22 protein-coding genes are annotated in these 19764 nt (G+C 60.0%); 6 read left to right on the top strand and 16 right to left on the bottom strand.

From position 1 onward, the window contains the following. Window positions 1-75: 75 nt before the first annotated feature. The 8 genes from CFB10_RS13990 to CFB10_RS13950 all read right to left on the bottom strand — a co-directional run bounded on the left by CFB10_RS13990 (window position 76) and on the right by CFB10_RS13950 (window position 7703). Entirely contained in the window at window positions 76-870 is a 795-nt protein-coding gene (locus CFB10_RS13990) for an ABC transporter permease (RefSeq protein WP_020010154.1), read from the bottom strand. Window positions 871-882: 12 nt separating this feature from the next. Next, window positions 883-1761 carry an ABC transporter permease gene (locus CFB10_RS13985; RefSeq protein ID WP_020010153.1) on the bottom strand — a complete coding sequence of 293 codons (879 nt, stop codon included), beginning with the start codon at window positions 1759-1761 and terminating at the stop codon, window positions 883-885. Further along, complete coding sequence (locus tag CFB10_RS13980) at window positions 1758-2831, bottom strand: ABC transporter ATP-binding protein (protein WP_020010152.1); 1074 nt, start codon at window positions 2829-2831, stop codon at window positions 1758-1760. Before CFB10_RS13980 ends, CFB10_RS13985 begins: the two co-directional genes overlap by 4 nt. A gap of 273 nt (window positions 2832-3104) precedes the next feature. Beyond that, window positions 3105-4145, bottom strand: coding sequence for an ABC transporter substrate-binding protein (locus tag CFB10_RS13975; RefSeq protein ID WP_026363598.1), 1041 nt, complete (start codon window positions 4143-4145; stop codon window positions 3105-3107). A 62-nt stretch (window positions 4146-4207) separates the two neighbouring features. Further along, window positions 4208-4873: an RraA family protein gene (locus tag CFB10_RS13970; protein ID WP_020010150.1), complete on the bottom strand. Its 666-nt coding sequence runs from the start codon at window positions 4871-4873 to the stop codon at window positions 4208-4210. 15 nt (window positions 4874-4888) lie between these two features. After that, entirely contained in the window at window positions 4889-5671 is a 783-nt protein-coding gene (locus CFB10_RS13965; RefSeq protein ID WP_034501111.1) for a carbon-nitrogen hydrolase family protein, read from the bottom strand. Window positions 5672-5818: 147 nt separating this feature from the next. After that, window positions 5819-6727 carry a LysR family transcriptional regulator gene (locus CFB10_RS13960; RefSeq protein WP_026363596.1) on the bottom strand — a complete coding sequence of 303 codons (909 nt, stop codon included), beginning with the start codon at window positions 6725-6727 and terminating at the stop codon, window positions 5819-5821. Window positions 6728-7043: 316 nt separating this feature from the next. Next, window positions 7044-7703 (bottom strand): hydrolase, encoded by a 660-nt coding sequence (locus CFB10_RS13950; RefSeq protein ID WP_020010145.1) that lies wholly within the window; start codon window positions 7701-7703, stop codon window positions 7044-7046. Window positions 7704-7857: 154 nt separating this feature from the next. On the opposite strand from CFB10_RS13950, the gene CFB10_RS13945 reads away from it, so the two are divergent. Then, window positions 7858-8778 carry a LysR family transcriptional regulator gene (locus CFB10_RS13945; RefSeq protein ID WP_020010144.1) on the top strand — a complete coding sequence of 307 codons (921 nt, stop codon included), beginning with the start codon at window positions 7858-7860 and terminating at the stop codon, window positions 8776-8778. Between the two features lie 36 nt (window positions 8779-8814). On the opposite strand, the gene CFB10_RS13940 is transcribed toward CFB10_RS13945, so the two are convergent. Continuing rightward, on the bottom strand, window positions 8815-9168 hold the full coding sequence (locus tag CFB10_RS13940; protein ID WP_020010143.1) for an antibiotic biosynthesis monooxygenase: 354 nt from the start codon (window positions 9166-9168) through the stop codon (window positions 8815-8817). A gap of 128 nt (window positions 9169-9296) precedes the next feature. On the opposite strand from CFB10_RS13940, the gene CFB10_RS13935 reads away from it, so the two are divergent. Continuing rightward, the gene (locus CFB10_RS13935; protein ID WP_020010142.1) at window positions 9297-10184 is read left to right on the top strand and encodes a LysR family transcriptional regulator; all 888 of its coding nucleotides are present in this window, start codon (window positions 9297-9299) and stop codon (window positions 10182-10184) included. Window positions 10185-10224: 40 nt separating this feature from the next. On the opposite strand, the gene CFB10_RS13930 is transcribed toward CFB10_RS13935, so the two are convergent. The 5 genes from CFB10_RS13930 to CFB10_RS13910 all read right to left on the bottom strand — a co-directional run bounded on the left by CFB10_RS13930 (window position 10225) and on the right by CFB10_RS13910 (window position 13515). Then, complete coding sequence (locus tag CFB10_RS13930) at window positions 10225-10776, bottom strand: DinB family protein (protein ID WP_026363595.1); 552 nt, start codon at window positions 10774-10776, stop codon at window positions 10225-10227. 146 nt (window positions 10777-10922) lie between these two features. Beyond that, window positions 10923-11519: an NUDIX domain-containing protein gene (locus CFB10_RS13925; protein WP_026363594.1), complete on the bottom strand. Its 597-nt coding sequence runs from the start codon at window positions 11517-11519 to the stop codon at window positions 10923-10925. A 27-nt stretch (window positions 11520-11546) separates the two neighbouring features. After that, window positions 11547-12392: a PhzF family phenazine biosynthesis protein gene (locus CFB10_RS13920; protein WP_026363593.1), complete on the bottom strand. Its 846-nt coding sequence runs from the start codon at window positions 12390-12392 to the stop codon at window positions 11547-11549. 50 nt (window positions 12393-12442) lie between these two features. Then, entirely contained in the window at window positions 12443-13072 is a 630-nt protein-coding gene (locus tag CFB10_RS13915) for a LysE family translocator (RefSeq protein ID WP_020010138.1), read from the bottom strand. Between the two features lie 38 nt (window positions 13073-13110). Next, window positions 13111-13515, bottom strand: coding sequence for a VOC family protein (locus tag CFB10_RS13910; RefSeq protein ID WP_020010137.1), 405 nt, complete (start codon window positions 13513-13515; stop codon window positions 13111-13113). A gap of 132 nt (window positions 13516-13647) precedes the next feature. Between CFB10_RS13910 and CFB10_RS13905 the strand changes: the two genes are divergently transcribed. After that, on the top strand, window positions 13648-15000 hold the full coding sequence (locus CFB10_RS13905; protein ID WP_020010136.1) for a PLP-dependent aminotransferase family protein: 1353 nt from the start codon (window positions 13648-13650) through the stop codon (window positions 14998-15000). A 55-nt stretch (window positions 15001-15055) separates the two neighbouring features. Then, entirely contained in the window at window positions 15056-15664 is a 609-nt protein-coding gene (locus CFB10_RS13900; protein WP_020010135.1) for a nucleotidyltransferase domain-containing protein, read from the top strand. 48 nt (window positions 15665-15712) lie between these two features. On the opposite strand, the gene CFB10_RS13895 is transcribed toward CFB10_RS13900, so the two are convergent. Next, window positions 15713-16570 carry a LysR family transcriptional regulator gene (locus CFB10_RS13895; protein ID WP_020010134.1) on the bottom strand — a complete coding sequence of 286 codons (858 nt, stop codon included), beginning with the start codon at window positions 16568-16570 and terminating at the stop codon, window positions 15713-15715. A 91-nt stretch (window positions 16571-16661) separates the two neighbouring features. Here CFB10_RS13895 and CFB10_RS13890 point away from each other — a divergent pair, with 91 nt between their 5' ends. Both CFB10_RS13890 and CFB10_RS13885 read left to right on the top strand, forming a co-directional pair. Further along, complete coding sequence (locus tag CFB10_RS13890) at window positions 16662-17906, top strand: MFS transporter (protein ID WP_020010133.1); 1245 nt, start codon at window positions 16662-16664, stop codon at window positions 17904-17906. Window positions 17907-18027: 121 nt separating this feature from the next. Beyond that, window positions 18028-18957 carry an MYG1 family protein gene (locus CFB10_RS13885; RefSeq protein WP_020010132.1) on the top strand — a complete coding sequence of 310 codons (930 nt, stop codon included), beginning with the start codon at window positions 18028-18030 and terminating at the stop codon, window positions 18955-18957. A 64-nt stretch (window positions 18958-19021) separates the two neighbouring features. Here CFB10_RS13885 and CFB10_RS13880 read toward each other — a convergent pair whose 3' ends face one another. After that, window positions 19022-19702 carry a DUF2161 domain-containing phosphodiesterase gene (locus tag CFB10_RS13880; protein ID WP_003504227.1) on the bottom strand — a complete coding sequence of 227 codons (681 nt, stop codon included), beginning with the start codon at window positions 19700-19702 and terminating at the stop codon, window positions 19022-19024. Between the last annotated feature and the right edge of the window lie 62 nt (window positions 19703-19764).

Raw genomic sequence — 19764 nt, 5'->3', positions numbered from 1 at the left:
GCGGCGTTCATAAACGAGAGTGAAATTCGCGCCTGTGCCAGTAGGGGCAGCCAGCACCAGCCGGTGGCCCCGCCGTTACTTCACGAAAGTCTTGGTCAGGCCCGCCGTGCGGTCGACGATGAGAACGACGGCAAGGGTGAGCACGATCAAAAGAACGGAAATGGCTGCAACAAGCGGATCCGCTTGCGTTTCCACATGCTGATACATGGCGACGGGAAGCGTGGTGATGCGCGGGCCGGTGAGGAACAGCGAAATCACCGCTTCATCGAACGACACGAGAAAAGAAAGTGCGGCCGTCGCAACGACGCCCGGCGCGATCATCGGCATCGTCACGCGTCGGAAGACCGTGAGCGGCGATGCCCCGAGTGTCGAAGCAGCCTCCTCGAAGATCAGCGGCAGACCCGCAAGCGAGGTGGTGAGGACGCGCAGCGCATAGGGCAGCACGATGATGAGATGCGCGATCACCAGACCGGTGAAGGTGGCGAGCAGGCCGGCGCCAGCGAAGACGATCAGGATCGCGAGGCCGAGCACGATGGTGGGCAGGAGCAGCGGAGCCGTAAAGAAGGCGAGAAGCGCATCCGCGCCGATCACCCGCATGCGCACGATGGCATAGGAGGCAGGCAGCGCGATCAGCATGGACAGCACTGTGACGATGACGGCGAGAAGGGTGCTGGTGCCGAGCGCCGCCATCATCTTGGAATTATGCATGAGTTCCACATACCAGCGCAGGCTCCAGCCGGAGGGCGGAAAGGCCATGTAGCTGTCGGCCGAAAACGAGATCGGCACGACGAGAACCACGGGCGCCAGCAGGAAAAGGAACATGATGAAGGCGACGATTTTCAGCGCCAGCGGAGCGGGACGTTCTTCCATCTTCGATCTCCTTTAGAGAATGGCCCGCAGAAGCCGGGAATAAAGCACCAGCGCCGCACCGAAGATCACGAGGATGATCATCGACAGCGTCGCAGCGAGTGGCCAGTTGAGCGTCACGATGGCCTGATCGTAGATTTCCGTCGCCAGAAGGAAGACGCGCCCACCGCCGAGCAGCTTGGGGGTGATGAACGAACTGACCGCCAGAACGAAGGAGAGCAGGCAACCGAGCGCGACGCCGGGCATGGTGAGCGGCACGATGATCCGCCAGAACACCTTCCAGGGCGACGCGCCGAGTGTTTCGGCCGCTTCCTCGACACGTGGATCAAGCCTGCCGAAACCGGCAAGCAGCGCCAGGATCATATAGGGCATCAGGATTTCCGTGAGGCCGATGACGACGCCAACCTTGTTGAACAGCAACCGCACGCCGCTTTCGGCGCCGAGTGCAAAGAGGATGTTGTTGATGAGGCCGTCATCGGCAAGGATCGCGATCCAGCCATAGGTGCGCACCACGGCCGAGGTCAAAAGCGGCGAAATAACGAGCACCAGCAGCAGCGTTTTCCAGCGGCCCTGCGCCCGATGAAGGTAAAGCGCGATGGGATAGGAGGCGATGAGTGTCAGAATGGTGATCAGAAGGCTGGTCAGGATGCTCTGGCCGATCAGTTCGATATAAAAACCGTCGGTCAGCGTGGACGACCAGTTGTCGAGCGTGTGGGCTTCCCCAAGACCGCCACCGCCGAGGCTTTCACGGAAGGAAAGCAAAAGCAGGTTGAAGACGGGCATTACGAAGGCAAGGCCATTGACCGCGATGATCGGCCCGAGAAGAAGCGTTGCGAGAAACACCATGGAGGATGTGCGGCTGCCGGGAGCCGTGATCATGACCGCCGCCGTCATTGGCCTGCTCCGAAGACCAGCGTGTCCTCCACGCGCCAGATGAGGCTGACCGCACTGCCGGCCGCCACCGGCGTTTCGCCGCCTGATGTCGCGCGCTCCACCGACAATGTCTGCCCGCCGGCGGCGATCTCGTAATGGAGGATATCACCGGCATAATAGACGTCACGAACCTCACCGGTGATGCGGTTGACCGGCGCGCCATCGAAATCTGGCACGGCGTCATCAGCAACCGTCATGGCCATGCGGTGCGGCCGCACCATCAAATCAATCTTGCCATTGTGTGAACCGGGTGCCCGCAATACCGCATCGCCGACCGTGATGTGATCGCCGACCGCGTTTCCGACCAGCCTGTTGGTGCGGCCGACGAAGGAGGCGACGAAAGCCGTTGCCGGACGTTCGTAAAGATCATGCGGGGTGCCGAGCTGTTCCAGCCGCCCGCCATTGAGGACGGCGACCTTGTCGCACATGCTGAGCGCCTCTACCTGATCATGCGTGACGAAGATGGAGGTAATGCCGAGCTGCTTCTGGATGCGGCGGATTTCCGAGCGCATCTCGTCGCGCAGCTTGGCATCGAGATTGGAAAGAGGCTCATCGAACAGGAGAATGGAGGGCTGGATGACAAGCGCACGCGCCAGTGCGACGCGCTGCTGCTGGCCACCGGAAAGCTGGGCGGGACGACGGTCCTCACGCCCTTCCAGGTGCACCATGGCAATCGCCTCACGGGCGCGACGTTCCGCTTCGGCAGCCGGCACCTTGCGCATTTCAAGACCGAACATGACGTTCTTGAGGACCGTCATGTGCGGGAAGAGCGCGTAGCTCTGGAAAACGAGGCCGATGTCGCGCTTGTAGGGCGCAAGCTTCGTCACATCCTTGCCATCGATCAGGATCGAACCCGACGTCACGGGCGCGAGGCCTGCAATCATGCGCAACGACGTCGACTTGCCGCAGCCGGATGGACCGAGGAAAGCGACAAGTTCGCCCTTGGGTATCTCGAGGTTGAGATTATCGACGGCGACCATGGTCTCGTAGCGCTTGGTCAGTGAACGAATCGAGAGAAATCCTGGCTGCATGATGTCTGAAGTTCCCATTCCGGCTTTTTGCCTTTCTCCAGAACATGTTCCACCCCGGCGGGGTCTCGGACATGTCCTGTCCCTTGATCTATGCAATCACGGCGGAAATTCACCTGCGCTGTGCGCGGCGCTTTCCCTAATGCCGATCCTCGGACCACTCCCCTCCATCGACCCCGACACCGACGGAGGAAATGAGCCGAGGGCTATGCCGTTTCCGCATCCACCCGAAGGGATGCGGAAGTCTTGCCATTTTTCACGCCGGGCGCGAAAGCCTTAGCGGCTGAGCGGGATGACCTTGCGGCGCCAGTCCTGTGTGATCTTGTCACGAACCTTCGAGAGGCCGATCCAGTCAACCGGGATAACCTTGTCCATCGCCTTGACGACCGTGCGATCGCTGACATCGGGAGCCACCGTTGCCTTGGCATTGGTCGGCGCATAATACATGGCGGCGGTAAAGGCAGCCTGGGCTTCCGGGCTCAGCGCATAGTCAACGAACTTGCGGGCCGCCTCGGACGATGGGCCGCCCTTGACGAGATTGAGCGTGTTGATCTGCAGGATGGTGCCTTCTTTGGGCAGAACCACCTTCATCTTGCCCTTGGAACCATCAGCATTCACCTGGCTGCGGGCATTCCAGCCCACGCCCAGCGACACCTGGCCGTTGACGACATTCGGATAGACTTCCGGCTTCGGTTCCCAGGTCTGGACGTTCGGCGCGACTTCCGCCATCGCATTGATGCCGGCGTCGATATTCTTGATGAAATCGGTGCCGCCATTCATATGGTCCATGATGATCGTCGTGCCGATACCGACGATGTCAGGAGCGCTCAGCATGGCGACCTTGCCCTTGAAGGCGCTGTCTTTGAGCGCATTCCAGCTGTCCGGTGCGGTCTTGATTGCATCGGTGTTGTAGATGAGAACGAGATTGTCAAAGGTCACGCCGACGCCGGCGACACCCTCGAAGCGGGCGTTCGGATAGAGGTCGGCGACATTCTTGGTGACGCTTTCATCGATCTTGTCGAACAGGCCTTCATCCGTGCCGGTCTTGGCGACGGAGACGTCCATTAGCGCAATATCGGCCTGTGGCGCAGCCTTCTGGGCGCGCAACGAGCCGAGCATGGCGGCAGAACCCTGCTGCGGGAAATAATCGACCTTGATGTCAGGGTTGGCGGCCATGAAAGGCTCGATGACGGCCTTGGTGTAACGCTCCTGGAAAAGGCCGCTATAACCGAGGAACGTTACGGTCTGCTGGGCGTGCGCCGGCAGGGCGGCCGCGCCAAGCATGAGAATCCCACTCAGAAGTATCGTTTTCTTCATTGTCCTGTTCTCCTCTATTGTTATTGGGAGTGGCGAACGGATCCGCCACCCGTAAGATTGTGTCAGGCGCTGAGCTTGGCCTGGACAAATTTATTGGCCCCGGAAATATCAGGCAGCTTCTCGCCGTTGCGCAGGCGCTCCAGAAGCACGAGTTCAGCTTCCTGCATGCCGATGGCGCGCTCCGCCATGGCGCGTGCCTGATCTGGGTGAAGGGCGACGACGCCGCTTTCATCGCACAGGATCGCATCGCCCGGATTGATCACCTGGCCGCCGACGCTGATGGGAATGTTGATCGCGCCTTCCAGACCAAGGATTTTGGTGGTGATCGGCGACGGGCCGCGGCACCACATGGGCATGTCGACCTTGGTGAACTCCGAGAAGTCGGTCGCCGGACCATCAACGACGCCGGCTTTGACGCCAGCCATCTTCATGGTGTTGGTGATGACGCCGCCCCAGCAGGCGTGGCGGGTATCACCGCAACGGTCGATGAGGACGATATCGCCCGGACGCACGAGTTGCGTCAGGTAGTGGAGCATGGTCGAATCCGCGTTCGGGATGCGCAGCGTGACGGCTGTGCCCGCCACGCGCTTGCCCGGAAGAACGGCCCGGATTTCGGGATCGACAAAGCCGGAGTGAAGCACATGACCAATCGTTGCGACTTCGACCTTCTCAAGAAGCTCGATAATGTCGCCGCTGATCTGTTCCGGCATGGGGTTGACGATAAACATCAGGTCTTTCTCCGATCAGAGAACATGGTGGTTCGCCACCGGCACGTTGGCGCGCACCTTGGCCGAATAGTCGAAATCGAGGGCGGCCCCCGCCGTGCCGACAGTGTCGGAGCACTGGGCGATGATGTGGCCCCAGGGGTCGATGACCATGGAATGACCCCAGCAGGCTTTCTTGCCACCCGCATGGGCGCCTATCTGGCCGACAGCGAGGAAATAAGTCTGGGTTTCGACGGCGCGGGCACGAGCCAGCACCTCCCAATGGTCCTTGCCTGTCATCAGCGTGAAGGCGGCTGGCAGGACGATGACATCAGCGCCCTTGTCCCGCAGGGCGCGGAACAGTTCCGGGAAGCGGATATCGTAGCAAATGCCGCAACCGACCGTCTTGTCACCAACCTTATAGGTCACGACCTCTTCACCACGGGCGACGGAATCGGATTCGCGATAGCTGATGCCGTTCGGCGTATCGACGTCGAACAGGTGAATCTTGCGGTACCGGGCAATCTGCTTGCCATCAGGACCGAAAACGAGCGTCGAATTATAGAAGCGGTTGCCTTCCTTCTCCACGATGGAACCGGCATGGAGCGTAATTGCGTGCTTCTTTGCCAGCCCCGAAAGCAGCGTATAGATTTCACCATCGGGAAATTCCTCGCCGCTTTCATGCATCTCCTGAGGGTTATCTCCAAGAAATGCAAAGTATTCTGGAAGAACAACAAGGTCTGGATTATCAGACTTCACTGCCTTCTCAATCAAATCGGCAGCAACCTTAAGATTTTCTGCCTTGTCATTCTGGGTATTCATTTGAACAAGTGAGACTTTCACGTTGCTCTCCTCTCATGTTGCGAGGAGAATTAAGAACGGGAACTGTTTTCGTTACAAACGGAAAAACTCTATCGAAACCCATAAGATAAGCTTATGGATTAATCATTTTGCGCCGCAGCATAAAATTTAAGCTGCAGCGGTCATCCATTGCGTGGTGGTTTCACTGACGATCTCAGTCGCCATGTCGGCGATGGCCCGGGCGAGCGCATTGTCGCCGCGCTCCTGGTAAACCGTGTGAAAGGTAAGTGGCGGCACCGGCGGCGTGATGTCGAGAATACGCGCTTCGCCCGATTTGATGATGCCGTCCACCAAAACGCGCGGCAATGCGCCCACACCAACGGCGGCGGCCACCAGCCGGGTCATGATCGACAGCGAATTGGAATTATAGATGCGGCTATCGGACAAGCCGTGGGAATCGAGAAGCGCGCGCAATGCCTGGTGCGGCTGCGACCCGGTCGAGAAGGTAAGCAGCGGAAAATGCGCGATATCTTCAAGCGTGACACCGGTTTCCGGCAGCGGCAGATCGACCGCGCCGACCCAGCAGGATTCGAAGGTACAGAGCGGTGAGTTGTAGATATCCGCCGCCATGATCGGCCCCATGATGAAACCGACATCCACCTCGCCGTTCTGAATGCGCTGGGAGAGTTTCAGGCTGGTATCGATGGTCAGATCGAGGCTGACACCGGGATATTGTTCGTTCATCCGGCGGATGAGCAGCGGCAGCCAGGCATAGACGATCGTATCGGCGGCACCGATGCGCACGGTGCCCCTCAACGCTTCCCGGTTACTGACGATCTGGCGGAATTCGCCGGTGAGGTTGACGATCTTTTCGGCATGCTGCAACGCCAGACGACCGGCGGGTGTCAGGTTGACGCAGCGCACATCGCGCGTGAACAGCACGACACCGAGCTCACGCTCCAGCGCGGCAATCCGGTTGGAGACTGACGCCTGCGTGGTGTGCAAACGTTCCGCAGCCGCCGAAAAGCTGCTCAATCGTGCTGCCCAGAGGAAAGTTTCGAGGAATCGCGTGTTCATGGGGTCCATCTCCTCGCATGGCTCCGCGATCCAGCTTTGCATCTCTGGCTTCGTCTTGCCCTTGGCCTTTTTTGGTTCAGGAGCCAGTATGTCCGATGCGCGCGCCGATAAGCAAGGGATCACCGCCGGCGCCTCCCTTTCTCATGGGGATCGCGCCGGCGGCGCCATGCAGCTGCGAATGGAGAGCCCCTTCAGCGTCGAGGCAACAGTGGAACCGTCGCGGCCGCACGCCTTGCTCAATTCAGAGGGGTCAATTCGCATATTCGGAGAGGACGGGATGCGGGCCTAAACAGACGCCCGTCATCCCTGCCCGGTTCTAGTGTCCGCCCTTTGTGGTCGGCGCCGGCGTGTTGAGAAGCTGCTGCTCCCAGAGATAAGCAATGCCGCTGCCGCCGAAGTGCTGGATGAGAATCTCGGTCAGTTCCTCGACATGCTCCGTGCGCGCCCAATCGCGCTGCCATTCGCCAGCAAGCGCCATCACGGTCATCACGTTCGCGCCGGCAGCGATCATGCGCTGGACGGCAACTTCGTGAGACTCCTTCGAAATCCCGCCCGACGCGTCGGTGATCACTGTCACGTCCCAGCCTTCGCCGGCGGCCTGGATGACCGGCATTGCGACGCAGACCTCGGTCCAAAGGCCGGCGATGATCAGTTGCTTGCGGCCGGTCGCCTTGACGGCGTTCACCACATTCTCGTCCTGCCAGGTGTTCACCCAGGTGCGGTCGATGACCTCCTGGCCTGGGAACACGTCGGTGATCTGCTTGAAGAGAAGTCCCCCGCGCGCCGCGATCACGCTGGTGAGAACGGTCGGAACATTGAAGGCTTTTGCCAGCTTTGCCAGCGCGGTCGTGAGGTTGACCACGGCTTGCGGATCGTGGCTGTTCAGGTTCGCTAACTGATAGGGCTGGTGATCGATCAGAACGAGGACCGAGTCTTCGGGACGGAGAAGTGAATCAAGGCCGTTTCGAAAGGTCATGGGTTCATCCTATGTTGGTGGTTTATTGAAGCGCGCTTGCGCAAAAAGGCATGCACCCCCTGGGCGCTGCCGCGGGGCGAAACTTGTCATTCCCGTTTCTGATGCGGTAGTCCTTGTCCGTGCTAAGCTGTGTCGCAGAATGGGGAACACTCGCGTGGATATTGAAGATATCAGGACATTCGTCGAAGTTGCGAATGTGGGAGGCGTCACAGCGGCCGCGCTGCGTCTCGGTATCTCTAAGTCGATGGTCAGCCGGCGGCTGGTGCGGCTTGAAGCGGAGCTTGGCGTCCAGCTTCTGGCCCGATCCACACGCGGCGCTTCCCTGACCGAGGAGGGCGCAACCTTCCGCGACTATGCGGCAAGGATTTCAGCGGAAATCGATGTGGCCAGGGAAACAATCCTTCCGGCTGGTGAACTTCGCGGCCGCCTGCGGATTGCTGCGCCGCTCTCCTTTGGCCCAACGCATTTCGCGCTGGTGATTGCGCAGATGGCGCGCCGCCATCCTCAACTCCAGATACAGACCTGCTACATTGATCGTTTCGTGGATCTCATCGCAGAAGGATACGATTGTGCGATCCGGGTCGGCACCCTTCCAGACTCCAACCTCGTCGCCAGACGCGTCGGTCCTCTCTACGGTATTTTCGTCGCCAGCCCGGACTATATCAGGGTCCACGGCTCTCCGGAGACACCGGAGGAACTCGTGACCCATCAGGCTCTCATGCAGGGAACGGAAACCTGGCAGGTGATGGATGGAGACACGGTGATAACTCTTCGCCCGCAGGGACGGTTCAAGGCCGATAATGGGGTCGCTCTTGCCGTCGCCGCAGCAGCCGGATTGGGGATCGCCGTGCTGCCTGAGGATCTCGTCAAAAATTATCTGGCCTCAGGCGAGTTGGTGCAGGTGATGAAACGTCATCCACCGCCCCCGGCCGGGATATATGTCGTCAGACCGCCGGGGCAGCATCCCGTCAGAAAAATCCGGGTGCTCACTGAAATGCTGATCGAGTGCTTCGACCACGGCCCCGCGACGGCATCCCTCTCCAACGCCGGGGGAAGCCCCCCGGCAGCTACCTGACCGGCACATTTTCAGAGCCGAACGTCGCTCAATCTTTCATACGGCCGCGGGTTTTGGCAGAACCAGATCGCCAACCGTATAGGTGTGGAACTCGCTCCTGGAGACGATGTCCAGTTTCCGGAATTTTTCGACGAATTGCGGATCGGAAAAGAACTCGTCGACATTGCCGGTTCCCTGAATGGCCTCGACATTAACAACCGTCTCTCCGTCGGTGCTTTTCGCAAGGCTGCTCCAGAGGAACCCTTCCTTTCGTTCGGCAACATAGTGGACGACATCCTGAATGATGGCGAATGCTTCGTCCTGCTTTCCCGGATGCGCATGAATGACGTTGACAACGAAGGTCGTGGGAGCGGGCGAGCCCGCAAAAGCTGCGATAGGTTTCGTTTCCATGAATTATCTCCATTTGAAGCTTCGGGCCATTTTCAGCCGCGACGACATCTGGATATCGGAAGCAAAATAGCGGATAAATAAGCTTCTATTCTCGACATACCGGACAAAAATTCCTTATTTGCGACGTCATGGACAAGCTCGGAACCCTCGGCATATTCATTCAGGTGGCGGAAGCGGGAAGCTTCGTGGCCGCCGGACATCGTCTCGGCATCTCAGGATCCGCGGTCGGAAAAGCCATTGCACGTCTGGAGGAGGAGCTGGGCGTAAGACTGTTCAATCGCTCGACACGCAGCATGGCCCTGACGGAGGATGGGAGTTTCTTCCTCGATACTTGCCGGCGCATCCAGTCGGAATATGAGACCGTGCAGGCGCAGTTATCGAGGTCGCAGGCCGTTCCGCGCGGGCAACTGCGTGTGAGCCTGCCGCTGGCAGGCATGTTGCTGATGCCGACGATATCCGCCTTCATGGAGGCATATCCCGAAATCAGCCTCGACCTTGATTTTACAGACCGTCTGGTTGACGTCATCGAAGAGGGATTCGACGCCGTCATCCGAACCGGCGAGATCAGGGACACGCGGCTGATGAGCCGCAAGCTCGGCACCTTCAGGCACAGCATCGTGGCGGCGCCCGGCTACCTGGAAGCGCATGGCCGTCCAGAGATTCCGGAAGATCTTGTCCGGCACCGCTGTCTCCACCATCGCTTCGCCAATTCCGGAAAGCTTGAACCGTGGCCGCTGGTTCGCGAAGGGCGCGAGATCAGGATCGATCTGCCGGTCGCCACCGTTGCTAGCACGCTGGAACCCCTGATCTACCTTGCGGCGCGATCATTCGGCATAACATGCCTGCCGTCATTCGCCGTGACATCCGAAATCGCTGAAGGGAAACTGGTATCGTTGCTGGACGACTATATGGCCGACACAGGGACCTTCCGCGTCCTCTGGCCGACCAATCGATATCTTTCTCCAAAAGTCAGAGCTTTTGTAGACTACATGGCCGCCAATCTTTTCGCCCGGTGATCGCACCGGGGGCAAAGGGCATAAAACGCTGCGCAAGCGCTCAGTAAACGCCGCGATAATGATCCCTGATGAAGACGGGAAGATCGTTTGACGGCGGCGTAAAAGGCACCTGATACATCATGTCGCCGACAAAGCCGCGGTGATAGGCGCCATGATTGACGATATGCAGCACGATCTGCGCGCGGGTCATGACGCCTTCTCCTCCTCCGACAAATTCGAAATGAACGGCTTTCGCGAGATCCCCGTCCGACCAGGTGTCGACCATATCGACATACCAGCGGTCCATTTCCTGAACGGCTTCCCATAATTCGCCAATAGCGGGCGTATGGTCGGTGTTGCGGGCGGTGTAGCTGTGTTTCTTTCCTTGTAGATGGTGCCTGAAAATATCATCCACCACATAAACGTGGTTCAGCGTATGCACCATGTTTCCGAACTGCGTCGGCCTCTGCCGAAGGGCTTCACCTTCCGGCAGCTCCATCACGCTTCTGAACGTCAACCCGTTCGCCCAGGCTTTGTAGCGTACCAGCATTTTCAGGGTGCCTGTTGCCGATGCGGTGGGTGCATGCACGGGGCTGAGCGGCGCAATATCCATGCTGAAACTCCTTCGTATTTTTGAAATTTCAAAAACGATGATCGGGTTGATCCGGCGCTGACGCGCCGGGCCGGAAGCATTGTTGCCGGCAAACCATGAGAAGATGATCGGCACCTGTCCCGGATAGATAAATCCGGAACTGAAGATCAGCGCGCCGTGGCCTTTTCCTGCAAAAGCCTGATAGCGAGATGCTGGAGCAGAATGATCGTCTTGGCATCGCGAATATCGCCGCGGGTGATCATCCCCATCGCCTCGGGCAAGGCGATTTCCAGAACATCGATATCTTCGCCCTCGTCCGCTGAACCGCCACCTGCTCCAACCTTATGTTTCTCGGCATATTCGCCATAGAAAAAGGCGAGATATTCCGTGACCGATCCGGGGCTCATATAGATATCGAAAAGATGCGTAAGTTCGGAAACCTCATAACCGGTTTCCTCAATCAGTTCCGCACGCATTCGCGTCGCCGGGTCTGCGCCTTCCAGCAGCCCCGCCGGTGTCTCGATCAGGGATTCCAGGCCGCCATTCAGGAGAACGGGCAACCGGAACTGGCGGGTCAGCAGGACGTTGTCGCTGGCCGGATTGTACAACAGGCATGTCGCACCGTTGCCGCGATCATATGCCTCCCGGGTCTGCCGTTGCCAGCTTCCGTCCCGCAGCTGAAGTTCATATTCATACTTCGTCAGCCGCCCCCAATCGTCTGCCAATACACGTTCGGAAATAGGGCGGTAAACACTGCTATTCATCAAAGTCACCTCGTTTTCATCTGTCTTTCAAAGGCCGAGTAAACGGCCTTCGACATGCGTGCGCGTTTCGCCGCCAACCCATATCTTGCCGGCATCATCGCGGGTAAGGTAGATACGGCCATGGCGGCCAAGGCGCGTTCCCTGCGCCGCGACATAGTCTTCGCCAACCACACCCGTTGCGAACAGCCATTGCGCCAATGAGGCGTTGAGGCTTCCGGTGACGGGGTCTTCAACGATGGTGCCCAGATGATCGTTGAAGAAAGCGCGAACCTCAAAGGCGGTCTCGCCGCCTTTCGCATGGGGCCCAACCACGCCGATATCGATGTGATGGGGCCAGCTGCGGGCCGGGGTGATGCCAAGCACCTTTTCGGCGGACGCCATCCTGATCCCCAGCCAGCCGGGACCATTATCGATCCATGCCGCATCGATGATGTCGCAAGCCTCGATCCCCAAAAACTGCCGCGCATCCTCCAGCTCGGCGGGCGTCGGCGCTCCGGAACGGATAAGCGGCGGAGCTGCAAAAGAAAGCCGTCCATGCGAGCGCCGGATCGTGACCAGCCCGGCGCCGCATTCCTGAACAATCGCCGTTTCTTGCCCGGGCATGCCATTGGCGGAGAGCCAGGCATGGCAGCTGCCCAGTGTGGGATGCCCGGCAAAGGGCAACTCCCTGTCCAGCGAGAATATCCTGACCCGGTAATCAGCCTGCGGGTGGGTGGGCCGTAGCAGGAAGGTGGTTTCGGAAAGGTTGAACCACCGCGTCATCAGCTGCATTTCATCCGTCGATAAGGCATCAGCACCGATGACGACCGCCAGCGGATTGCCGGAAAGCGGCCCGGAGCCGAATACATCGATCATATGGATAGCAAAACTCATGACATGGCTCTTTCAGTTGGGATTAATCGGCAACGCGGATGGTGGGGCTGTCAGTTCTGCCAGAGAAGCAATTTCAGCCCGGCGGCGGCAAATACCATAGAAAGCACGGATTCGATCCAGCGCCGCAATCTGGTATAGAGCGCAATCATCGAGGCGGTGGAAAAGAGAAGTGCATAGCTGCCGAACACGATAACGCCGAGAATGGCGCAGCCGCCAATGATTGCCGGCAACATGCCCGCAGGCGCGTCCTCGCGAAACCCCAGCGACATGATCGCTATCCAGGCCATGATGGCCTTCGGGTTTCCGATATGCATGAGAAGACCCTGCCGGTAGAGCGCCCGATAGCGCGGCGTCGCGCGCCCGGTATCCACACCCGCAAAGTCGGAGACCGGCTTCATGGCCGACCTGCCAGCTCGAAAAGCCAGATACAGCAGGTAAACACCGCCGAATATCTTGATGACGAAAAGCGCCTGGGCATAGGCGGCCAGCGCGGCCGACATGCCCGTCGCCGCCAGGGTCGCCCAGAACAGCGAGCCGGTGATGACACCGGCGGTCAAGACAAGGGCGGGCAGACGGCCGTCGCGCATCGCCGTTCCCATGATCGCCATGTTGCTCGGGCCCGGGCTGGCGGTGGCGACGATATAGGTGCCGTAAACGAGGGCGATCTGGCTGGCGATCATTCTGACTTTCTCCGGAAACAGGACAGATTTTCCAAGCACTATTGCCGGAGGTCTCCGCGATGCACGATGTGGACCTTGTTGCCGTCAGGATCACGCAGATAGGCGCCGAAATAGCCCTCGCCATAATGCGGACGCGGCCCGGGCGCTCCTTCGCCCATGCCGCCATGATCAAGGCCGCCGGCATAAGCCACACTCACCGCCTCTGCCGACGGCGCCAGAAAGGCAACCATGCCGCCGTTGCCAACCGTTGCCGGTTCGCCGTTGAAAGGCTGATAGACATAAAAGCGTGGCAACGGGGATTGCGCTCTCGCCCAGCAAAGCGCCGCAGGCCCGCCATCGGGGCTCACGGTTCGCCGCTTCAGGCCGAGCGGAGCAAGCACGGCGTCATAAAAGCGTTCCGCCCGCTCGAGATCACGCGTTCCGACGGTTACATGGCTGAACATTTGATCCTCTAAGCGCGCCGGCAGGATGGCAGGCCGGCCGCCGCAAAGTGTGGATATCAATCAGCCTCGTCATAGCCCATGTTACACTTGCTGTTTATTGAAATAGTGTAACGTGACACTTTTATCGAAGGTATGAACGTGCTGCTGCAATCTCCCTGGACCCCCCGTCTTGCAGACATTGAGGCGAATGCCGCAGAACGACTGGTGCTTGCCCTTGCCGACGACATCATCGAGGGGCGGCTGACAGGCGGTGACCGCCTGCCCGCCCATCGCGATCTCGCGTGGAAACTGGGGGTGGGCCTTGGCACGGTGACAAAAGCCTATTCCGTTCTTGAACGGCGCGGGCTGACACGCAGCGTCAAGGGCCGGGGAACATTCGTGGCAATCCAGGAAGCGCATAACGACCAGCAAATCGACCTCTCGTCCAATGCGCCGCCGGCCACGCTCAATGCCCGCATTCTCGCAAAGACCCTGACGGGGATCGCGCGCAGGATCGACGCGGATCATATCAATCTTTATGCCCCGCCCGCGGGACATCTGGAACACCGCCGCGTTCTGGCCCGCTGGCTCGAAACGCAGGGTCTGACGATCGATCCCTCGCATCTGGTGCTGACGAGCGGCGCCCGTCAGGCGCTGGCCCTGGCCTTCGATCTCGCCTGTGGCCCCAAGGGCCTGCTCCTGACTGAACGGATCACCTATCCCGGCGCCATCGCGCTGGCCCGGCGGAAAGGATACCGGATGCAGGGCGTCGAAATCGATGCCGAAGGCATGGTGCCGGAAGCACTGGCGGCGGCGCTGGATGGCACCCCACCGAATGATTGCAAAGCGATCTATCTGACGCCGACCCTGCATAATCCAACAACCGTCACCATGGGCGCGGCGCGGCGGCAGATCATTGCGGATATTTGCCGCCGGGCGGGCGTGTGGATCATCGAGGACGGTGTTTATGCGGCATCCGCGGAAGCCTTGCCGCCGCTGGCGTCATTGGCTCCTGAAATCTCGTTTCATGTGAACGGGCTCTCCAAATCCCTTGGCCCCGGCTTGCAGATCGGCGTCCTTGCTTTACCGGCCGGGCTGCATGACACCGCCGAAGACCTTCTGCAGGACATGCCGATGGCCCCATCCGCCCTCTCCTGCGCAATGGTTGAGGACTGGCTGACCTCCGGCATCATCTCTTCAATTCAGCGCGATCTGCGCCACGAGGCCCAACGGCGCTCCAATCTGGCCGTTTCCCTGCTCGGCACGAACCAGCTTGGCTCACATCCCGATGCATATAATGTCTGGCTGCCAATGGAGCACGACGACGCCAATCGCTTTGCATTCGCCGCTGCGGCAATGCGCATCAAGCTGACCCCTCCGAAAGCCATGCTGGTGAACCCTGATGATCAGGCGAGCGGTATTCGCCTCTGCCTCGGCGGCCCGTCGTTCGACGATCTCACGGAAGCGCTTAAGCTTCTGGCCGGGCTGCTGAAACGCGGGGCTTGACGCCATCAGGAAACAGGGCGACAGCACGAGAATTGAATGAAAGCGACCATATATCATGAATGATCACCCGCCTATACCGGACCAGGACGCCTGGGACGCTTGGAGCCCCGCCGAATTGTCCCGGCGACTGGATGGCGTGTCGAGGCCATGGTGCGTTGTTGGCGGTTGGGCTCTCGACCTGTGGCAGGGAAGCAAGACACGCGAGCACGATGATCTTGAATTCACGGTGCTGCGCGAAGATGTAGGCATCTTTCGCCGGAAGCTGGGTGACATGGCGTTCTACACCGTCAACGATGGCGTTATCGAACCGCTGCCGGCGGATCGGGATCCGGCTCCCGAGATTTTCCAGATCTGGTGCTTCGATCGCGCTGCCGGATGCTGGCGCGCCGATATGATGATCGAGCCGGGAACGAACGACACCTGGGTTTACAAGAGAGATCCGGAAATGACGCGACCCCGTATCGAAATGGTGTCGCTGACCGCCAACGGCATCCCTTACCTTAGTCCCTCCGCCGTGCTTCTGTTCAAGGCGAAGCACAGACGCACCAAGGACGAGGAAGACTTCGCAAGAGCCCAGCCAGGGTTACCTCTTTCGGAACGCCAATGGCTCAAAGACTGCCTCGCCCGCCTTCACCCGGGTCACGATTGGATACAGGCGCTGTGATCTCAGGCTGCCTTATTGTGGTCTCGTTCGAAATTCGAAAATAGCATTTCAGGTTCGAGGCGACTGAAATGCCCGCGTGATCCGTCTCAGCACCGCGTTCGCGTGATCGCCCGTGATCGCGGAAATCATCACCACATCCAGCTTTGCGAGTTGTGGAAGCAGGCCGTCCCTCATCTCCCGCAAACCGGCAGGCGCAACACTTCGCGCCAGCAATGCGACGCCGATCCCGGCTTCCGCAGCAGCTCCAACCGCCGTTGCGCCTGTCCCGACGAACACCTCGCGCCAGGCGATGTCCGCCGCCTCCAGCGCCCGAAGGGCCATGGCCCGCAAATTGCAGGGTTCGGGTTGCAGCACCAGCGGCACCGGCGCGTTCGAAGGCAGATCAAAATCCGCGCTGCAATACCAGCCGAAGCTTTCCTGAAACAGCAGCTCGCCATCCCGGCGGATATCGTCATGCCGCAACACGACGATCGCGTCGAGCTCACCGGCATCATAGAGTTCAAGCAGGGTCCTCGTACCGGCCGTGCGCAGGTGAAGCGTAACGCTCGTTTCGCGCTCGCTGATCACGCGAAGTATCCGAGGCAGGTCGGCCCCGATCAAATGATGCGTGAAACCAATCGCCAGACGGGTCGGCTCCTGCCCAAAGACATCAAGCGCACGGCGGCCGGCCGCGACATAAGCACGCGCGGGCTCCAGAAAGCGTTCGCCGGCCGTCGTCAAACGCACCCGGCGCGGCGTCCGTTCGACGAGGCGATGCCCCAGCATGTCCTCAAGCCGGCGCAGGCGCAGGGAGATAGCGGCCTGTGATGTGTTCATCACGCCTGCAACCCGTGTGAACGACTGCAATTCGGCAACAAGAAGAAAAGCCTCGACGGCCTCGGGATCCAATGAGCGCATGTTTTGCATAACAAGCTGTTATCGCTGAAATGCGCAAGCCCCTAATTCTATCAGGTTGTCGCGAGCGCTATTGCACGAAAACCCATGATAGGAGCTTTTCGTGTCGTCACAGATTTCCTCGCCCGCACCCGCCACCGACAGCCGGATCTGGGCAGTCCTTGCCGTGGCAGTCGCAACGCAGACCGCCGGCTCGTTCGTATCGCAGGGAATTTACATTCTCGTGCCCTTCTGGCGGGAAGCATTCGGTATTTCCCTTGCATCCGCTTCACTGGCCGTGACCGTCATGAACGGCGTTCAGATCGTGACGATGTTCACGCTCGGCCGCGCCATCGACATTCACGGTGAGCGTCGCATCGTCGGCATTGCCATGCTCGGCATGGCGCTCGCAATGGCCTGTGCGGCGGCATTCGCCAACAGCCTGCCGGCGCTGCTTGTTTGCATCGCGTTTCTCGGCGGCACCTATGCTGCCGTCCAGCCGGGAGGCACGCGGGCGATCATGCGCTGGTTCCCGCCTGCCAAACGCGGCATAGCAACAGGGTTTCGGCAGGCCGCAGTTCCATTCGGGACCATGATCGCAACCGCCCTCCTGCCGTTCATGGCGGTCCGTTACGGGTGGCACGCGGCGGCATGGCTTTGCGCCGGAGTTTCCATTCTGGGCGCCGTACTCTTCTGGGGCCTCTATCGCGAAGGAGGCGATGTTGCCGCAAAAACCGAGCGCCCTCTTCCCCTGGCGAAACTTATCCGCGAGGTCGGGCAGAATTCGGGCTTCTGGCCCGTATTGCGGCTCGGTATCGCCATGTCGGCATTTCAATTCACCCTCACCGCACACGTTATCGGCTTCATGGCGGATGGGCTGGGGTTTGGCCTCTTTGCCGCATCGTCCATGTTTGCCGCGACGCAGCTTGCCGGCATTCCCGGCCGGATTCTGCTGCCATGGCTCAGCGACCGCTTCCGGCCCGGACTGCGCGCCCAATCGTTCGGCCTGGTATCCGTCATCGCCGCAGGCGCTGCCGCAATCCTCGCGGCGCTCCCCATCGGTACTGCCCCGGCCATTGTCCTCTTCGTGCTTTCCGTGCTCGGAATATTCGGGATCGGATGGTTTCCACTTTACCTTCTGCAGATCGCCGAAAGTGCGCCGAAGGGTTCGATAGCATCGACAATTGCCTTCGCTTCCACGATCTGTTTGGGGGCCATGGCGATCGGCCCCTACATATTCGGCCTTCTGGTCGATCATTTTGGTTATGGGGCAGCATGGTCCGCACTGATCGTGCCTGTCGTTGTGACAGCTTTGCCCCTGGCAATCTCATCGCCGCGCCTGCCGAAGGCTCAAATCGGCTCCTCCTGAAACGGGATAAGCGTGCTCGACGTCATGGACAGCAATAGCGGGTTGAGGTGACGTCCGGCAAAGGATATCAGGGGCATCAAATCCCGGCGGATATTCCGCAAGCAACAAGGCGCATCCTGACATGATCCCGGACTTCCTCGTCACCCATTCCGGTGGCTTCCACGCCGACGAACTCCTATCCAGCGTCGTGCTCACCCGGCTTTTCCCGCAGGCCCGCCTCATCCGCAGCAGGGCGTCCGAATGGATTACGCCCGGCGCGAACCGCATCATCTACGACGTCGGTGGCGCTTATGACCCATCGGAGGGAATATTTGATCACCACCAGCGCGGCGCGCCACTACGGGACGACGGTCAGCCCTATAGCTCGTTCGGCCTGATCTGGAAGCATTTCGGCCGCGACTATCTTGCCGCCTCCGGCGTTCCTGAAGACCATATCGAAGCCATTCACACCTCTTTCGATACCAGCTTCGTGCTGCCGGTCGATCTGGTCGACAATGGTGCGCTCAGCCCCTCCATCGCCGGACCGCTCGCTGGGCTGACCCTGCCCGTCCTGCTGGAAACTCTGAAACCTGTTTTCGACGAGACCGATCCCGAAGCGGATAATCGCAATTTCCACGCGGCGCTGGCCGTTGCCCGCAGCTTCGTGGAGGCAAAGATTGCCAACAGCGCTGCAAAATTGCGGGCCGAAGCGCTTGTGAACCGGGCTATCGTGGATGCCGGTGAGGGACATATTCTGGAACTGCCGGTAGGAATGCCGTTTCGACCCGCCATCATGAAGGCAGGCGCCGACCATCTGCTCTTTGTCGTTCACCCGCGCAACAGCGACTGGTGTCTGACCGGTATCCGCCGCGCGGATGAGGGCTTTGAGCTGCGTGCCGACCTGCCGGCAGCTTGGGCCGGCCTGACGGACAAAGATCTCGAAGCGGTTTGTGGCGTCGAAGGCGCGACCTTCTGCCATAACGGCCGGTTTGTGGCTGCGGCCAAAACCCGCGATGCTGCACTGGCCATGGCGGAGCTGGCGGTAAAGGAAGCAATCGCAGCAAAGCAGTGATGTGGAGCCGGCCGTGTGGCCGGCCGCATCCTGTGGCGGCGCGAGCCTCCATTGCTGAAAAAAATCAGCCGGTAACAGTGTCAGTTGCCGGCGTATCCTGCTGCGGCCATCGCTGTAGTGCTTCACGGCCGGCCTGGGTCAAACCATAGACTCCTCGGTCCTGCCGTTCGAACCAGCCGTAAACATTCGAAAGCAGGATCTTCCCGGCATCAGGTACGCTGGATCTGACTTCACGCACCCGCATCGGCCCTGATGCCAGCGCCAGGGCACAGCCGAGCGCCTGCTGGCGGTACGCGGTCATGATCGGCGCGCGCGTGCTGCCGCCTGCCGTCGGATCGCCGCGTCGCCTCTGGTGTTCGCGCATCAGCCGCGACCGCCGTTTCGGATTGGTTCGCGGCATCGGTGATATGGAACCAACGATCACGCTGACCTCACCGGTATCGGAGATGCCGAGCATGCCGATCCCGAGCCTGCGGCAAAGATCGCGGTAACGTCTGTCGGCCTCGCGGCCTTTGCCCCTGGCTGAAACCCGAGCCGCGATCCAGACCTCGTCCGCAATGGCTGCGCGATCGACAGCCTGCAAGATGAGTTCCAGGTTGAAGCTCAGTTTCAACTCGCAAATCACGACAACAGGCGGATCGTCATCGCTCAAGCCGACGAGGTCGCAACCGCCAACTTCGCCCTTGACGGTGTAACCCGCCTTTTCGAGAAAGCCCTTGATGGGCAGATAAAGCGACGTTTCCATGTGCCTGCAGGTCTAGTGAAGTTCCCCCCAGATACATCGATCCACCTGCACAGGACAACCTC

This window comes from Agrobacterium sp. 719_389 (genome assembly GCF_900188475.1).
In the GTDB taxonomy this organism is placed as follows: domain Bacteria; phylum Pseudomonadota; class Alphaproteobacteria; order Rhizobiales; family Rhizobiaceae; genus Agrobacterium; species Agrobacterium radiobacter.
Note: the sequence above shows the minus strand (reverse complement) of the source record. Positions and strands in the feature narration are given on the sequence as shown.

Excerpts from the sequence above, each read along its gene's own strand:
- CFB10_RS13935 (WP_020010142.1), top strand. The coding sequence starts at position 9,297 with ATGGACAAGCTCGGAACCCTCGGCATATTCATTCAGGTGGCGGAAGCG.
- CFB10_RS13880 (WP_003504227.1), bottom strand. The coding sequence starts at position 19,702 with ATGGAAACGTCGCTTTATCTGCCCATCAAGGGCTTTCTCGAAAAGGCG.
- CFB10_RS13940 (WP_020010143.1), bottom strand. The coding sequence starts at position 9,168 with ATGGAAACGAAACCTATCGCAGCTTTTGCGGGCTCGCCCGCTCCCACG.
- CFB10_RS13885 (WP_020010132.1), top strand. The coding sequence starts at position 18,028 with ATGATCCCGGACTTCCTCGTCACCCATTCCGGTGGCTTCCACGCCGAC.
- CFB10_RS13980 (WP_020010152.1), bottom strand. The coding sequence starts at position 2,831 with ATGCAGCCAGGATTTCTCTCGATTCGTTCACTGACCAAGCGCTACGAG.
- CFB10_RS13975 (WP_026363598.1), bottom strand. The coding sequence starts at position 4,145 with ATGAAGAAAACGATACTTCTGAGTGGGATTCTCATGCTTGGCGCGGCC.
- CFB10_RS13965 (WP_034501111.1), bottom strand. The coding sequence starts at position 5,671 with ATGAATACCCAGAATGACAAGGCAGAAAATCTTAAGGTTGCTGCCGAT.
- CFB10_RS13905 (WP_020010136.1), top strand. The coding sequence starts at position 13,648 with ATGAACGTGCTGCTGCAATCTCCCTGGACCCCCCGTCTTGCAGACATT.
- CFB10_RS13960 (WP_026363596.1), bottom strand. The coding sequence starts at position 6,727 with ATGAACACGCGATTCCTCGAAACTTTCCTCTGGGCAGCACGATTGAGC.
- CFB10_RS13900 (WP_020010135.1), top strand. The coding sequence starts at position 15,056 with ATGAATGATCACCCGCCTATACCGGACCAGGACGCCTGGGACGCTTGG.
- CFB10_RS13910 (WP_020010137.1), bottom strand. The coding sequence starts at position 13,515 with ATGTTCAGCCATGTAACCGTCGGAACGCGTGATCTCGAGCGGGCGGAA.
- CFB10_RS13950 (WP_020010145.1), bottom strand. The coding sequence starts at position 7,703 with ATGACCTTTCGAAACGGCCTTGATTCACTTCTCCGTCCCGAAGACTCG.
- CFB10_RS13930 (WP_026363595.1), bottom strand. The coding sequence starts at position 10,776 with ATGGATATTGCGCCGCTCAGCCCCGTGCATGCACCCACCGCATCGGCA.
- CFB10_RS13990 (WP_020010154.1), bottom strand. The coding sequence starts at position 870 with ATGGAAGAACGTCCCGCTCCGCTGGCGCTGAAAATCGTCGCCTTCATC.
- CFB10_RS13920 (WP_026363593.1), bottom strand. The coding sequence starts at position 12,392 with ATGAGTTTTGCTATCCATATGATCGATGTATTCGGCTCCGGGCCGCTT.
- CFB10_RS13970 (WP_020010150.1), bottom strand. The coding sequence starts at position 4,873 with ATGTTTATCGTCAACCCCATGCCGGAACAGATCAGCGGCGACATTATC.
- CFB10_RS13985 (WP_020010153.1), bottom strand. The coding sequence starts at position 1,761 with ATGACGGCGGCGGTCATGATCACGGCTCCCGGCAGCCGCACATCCTCC.
- CFB10_RS13895 (WP_020010134.1), bottom strand. The coding sequence starts at position 16,570 with ATGCAAAACATGCGCTCATTGGATCCCGAGGCCGTCGAGGCTTTTCTT.
- CFB10_RS13915 (WP_020010138.1), bottom strand. The coding sequence starts at position 13,072 with ATGATCGCCAGCCAGATCGCCCTCGTTTACGGCACCTATATCGTCGCC.
- CFB10_RS13925 (WP_026363594.1), bottom strand. The coding sequence starts at position 11,519 with ATGAATAGCAGTGTTTACCGCCCTATTTCCGAACGTGTATTGGCAGAC.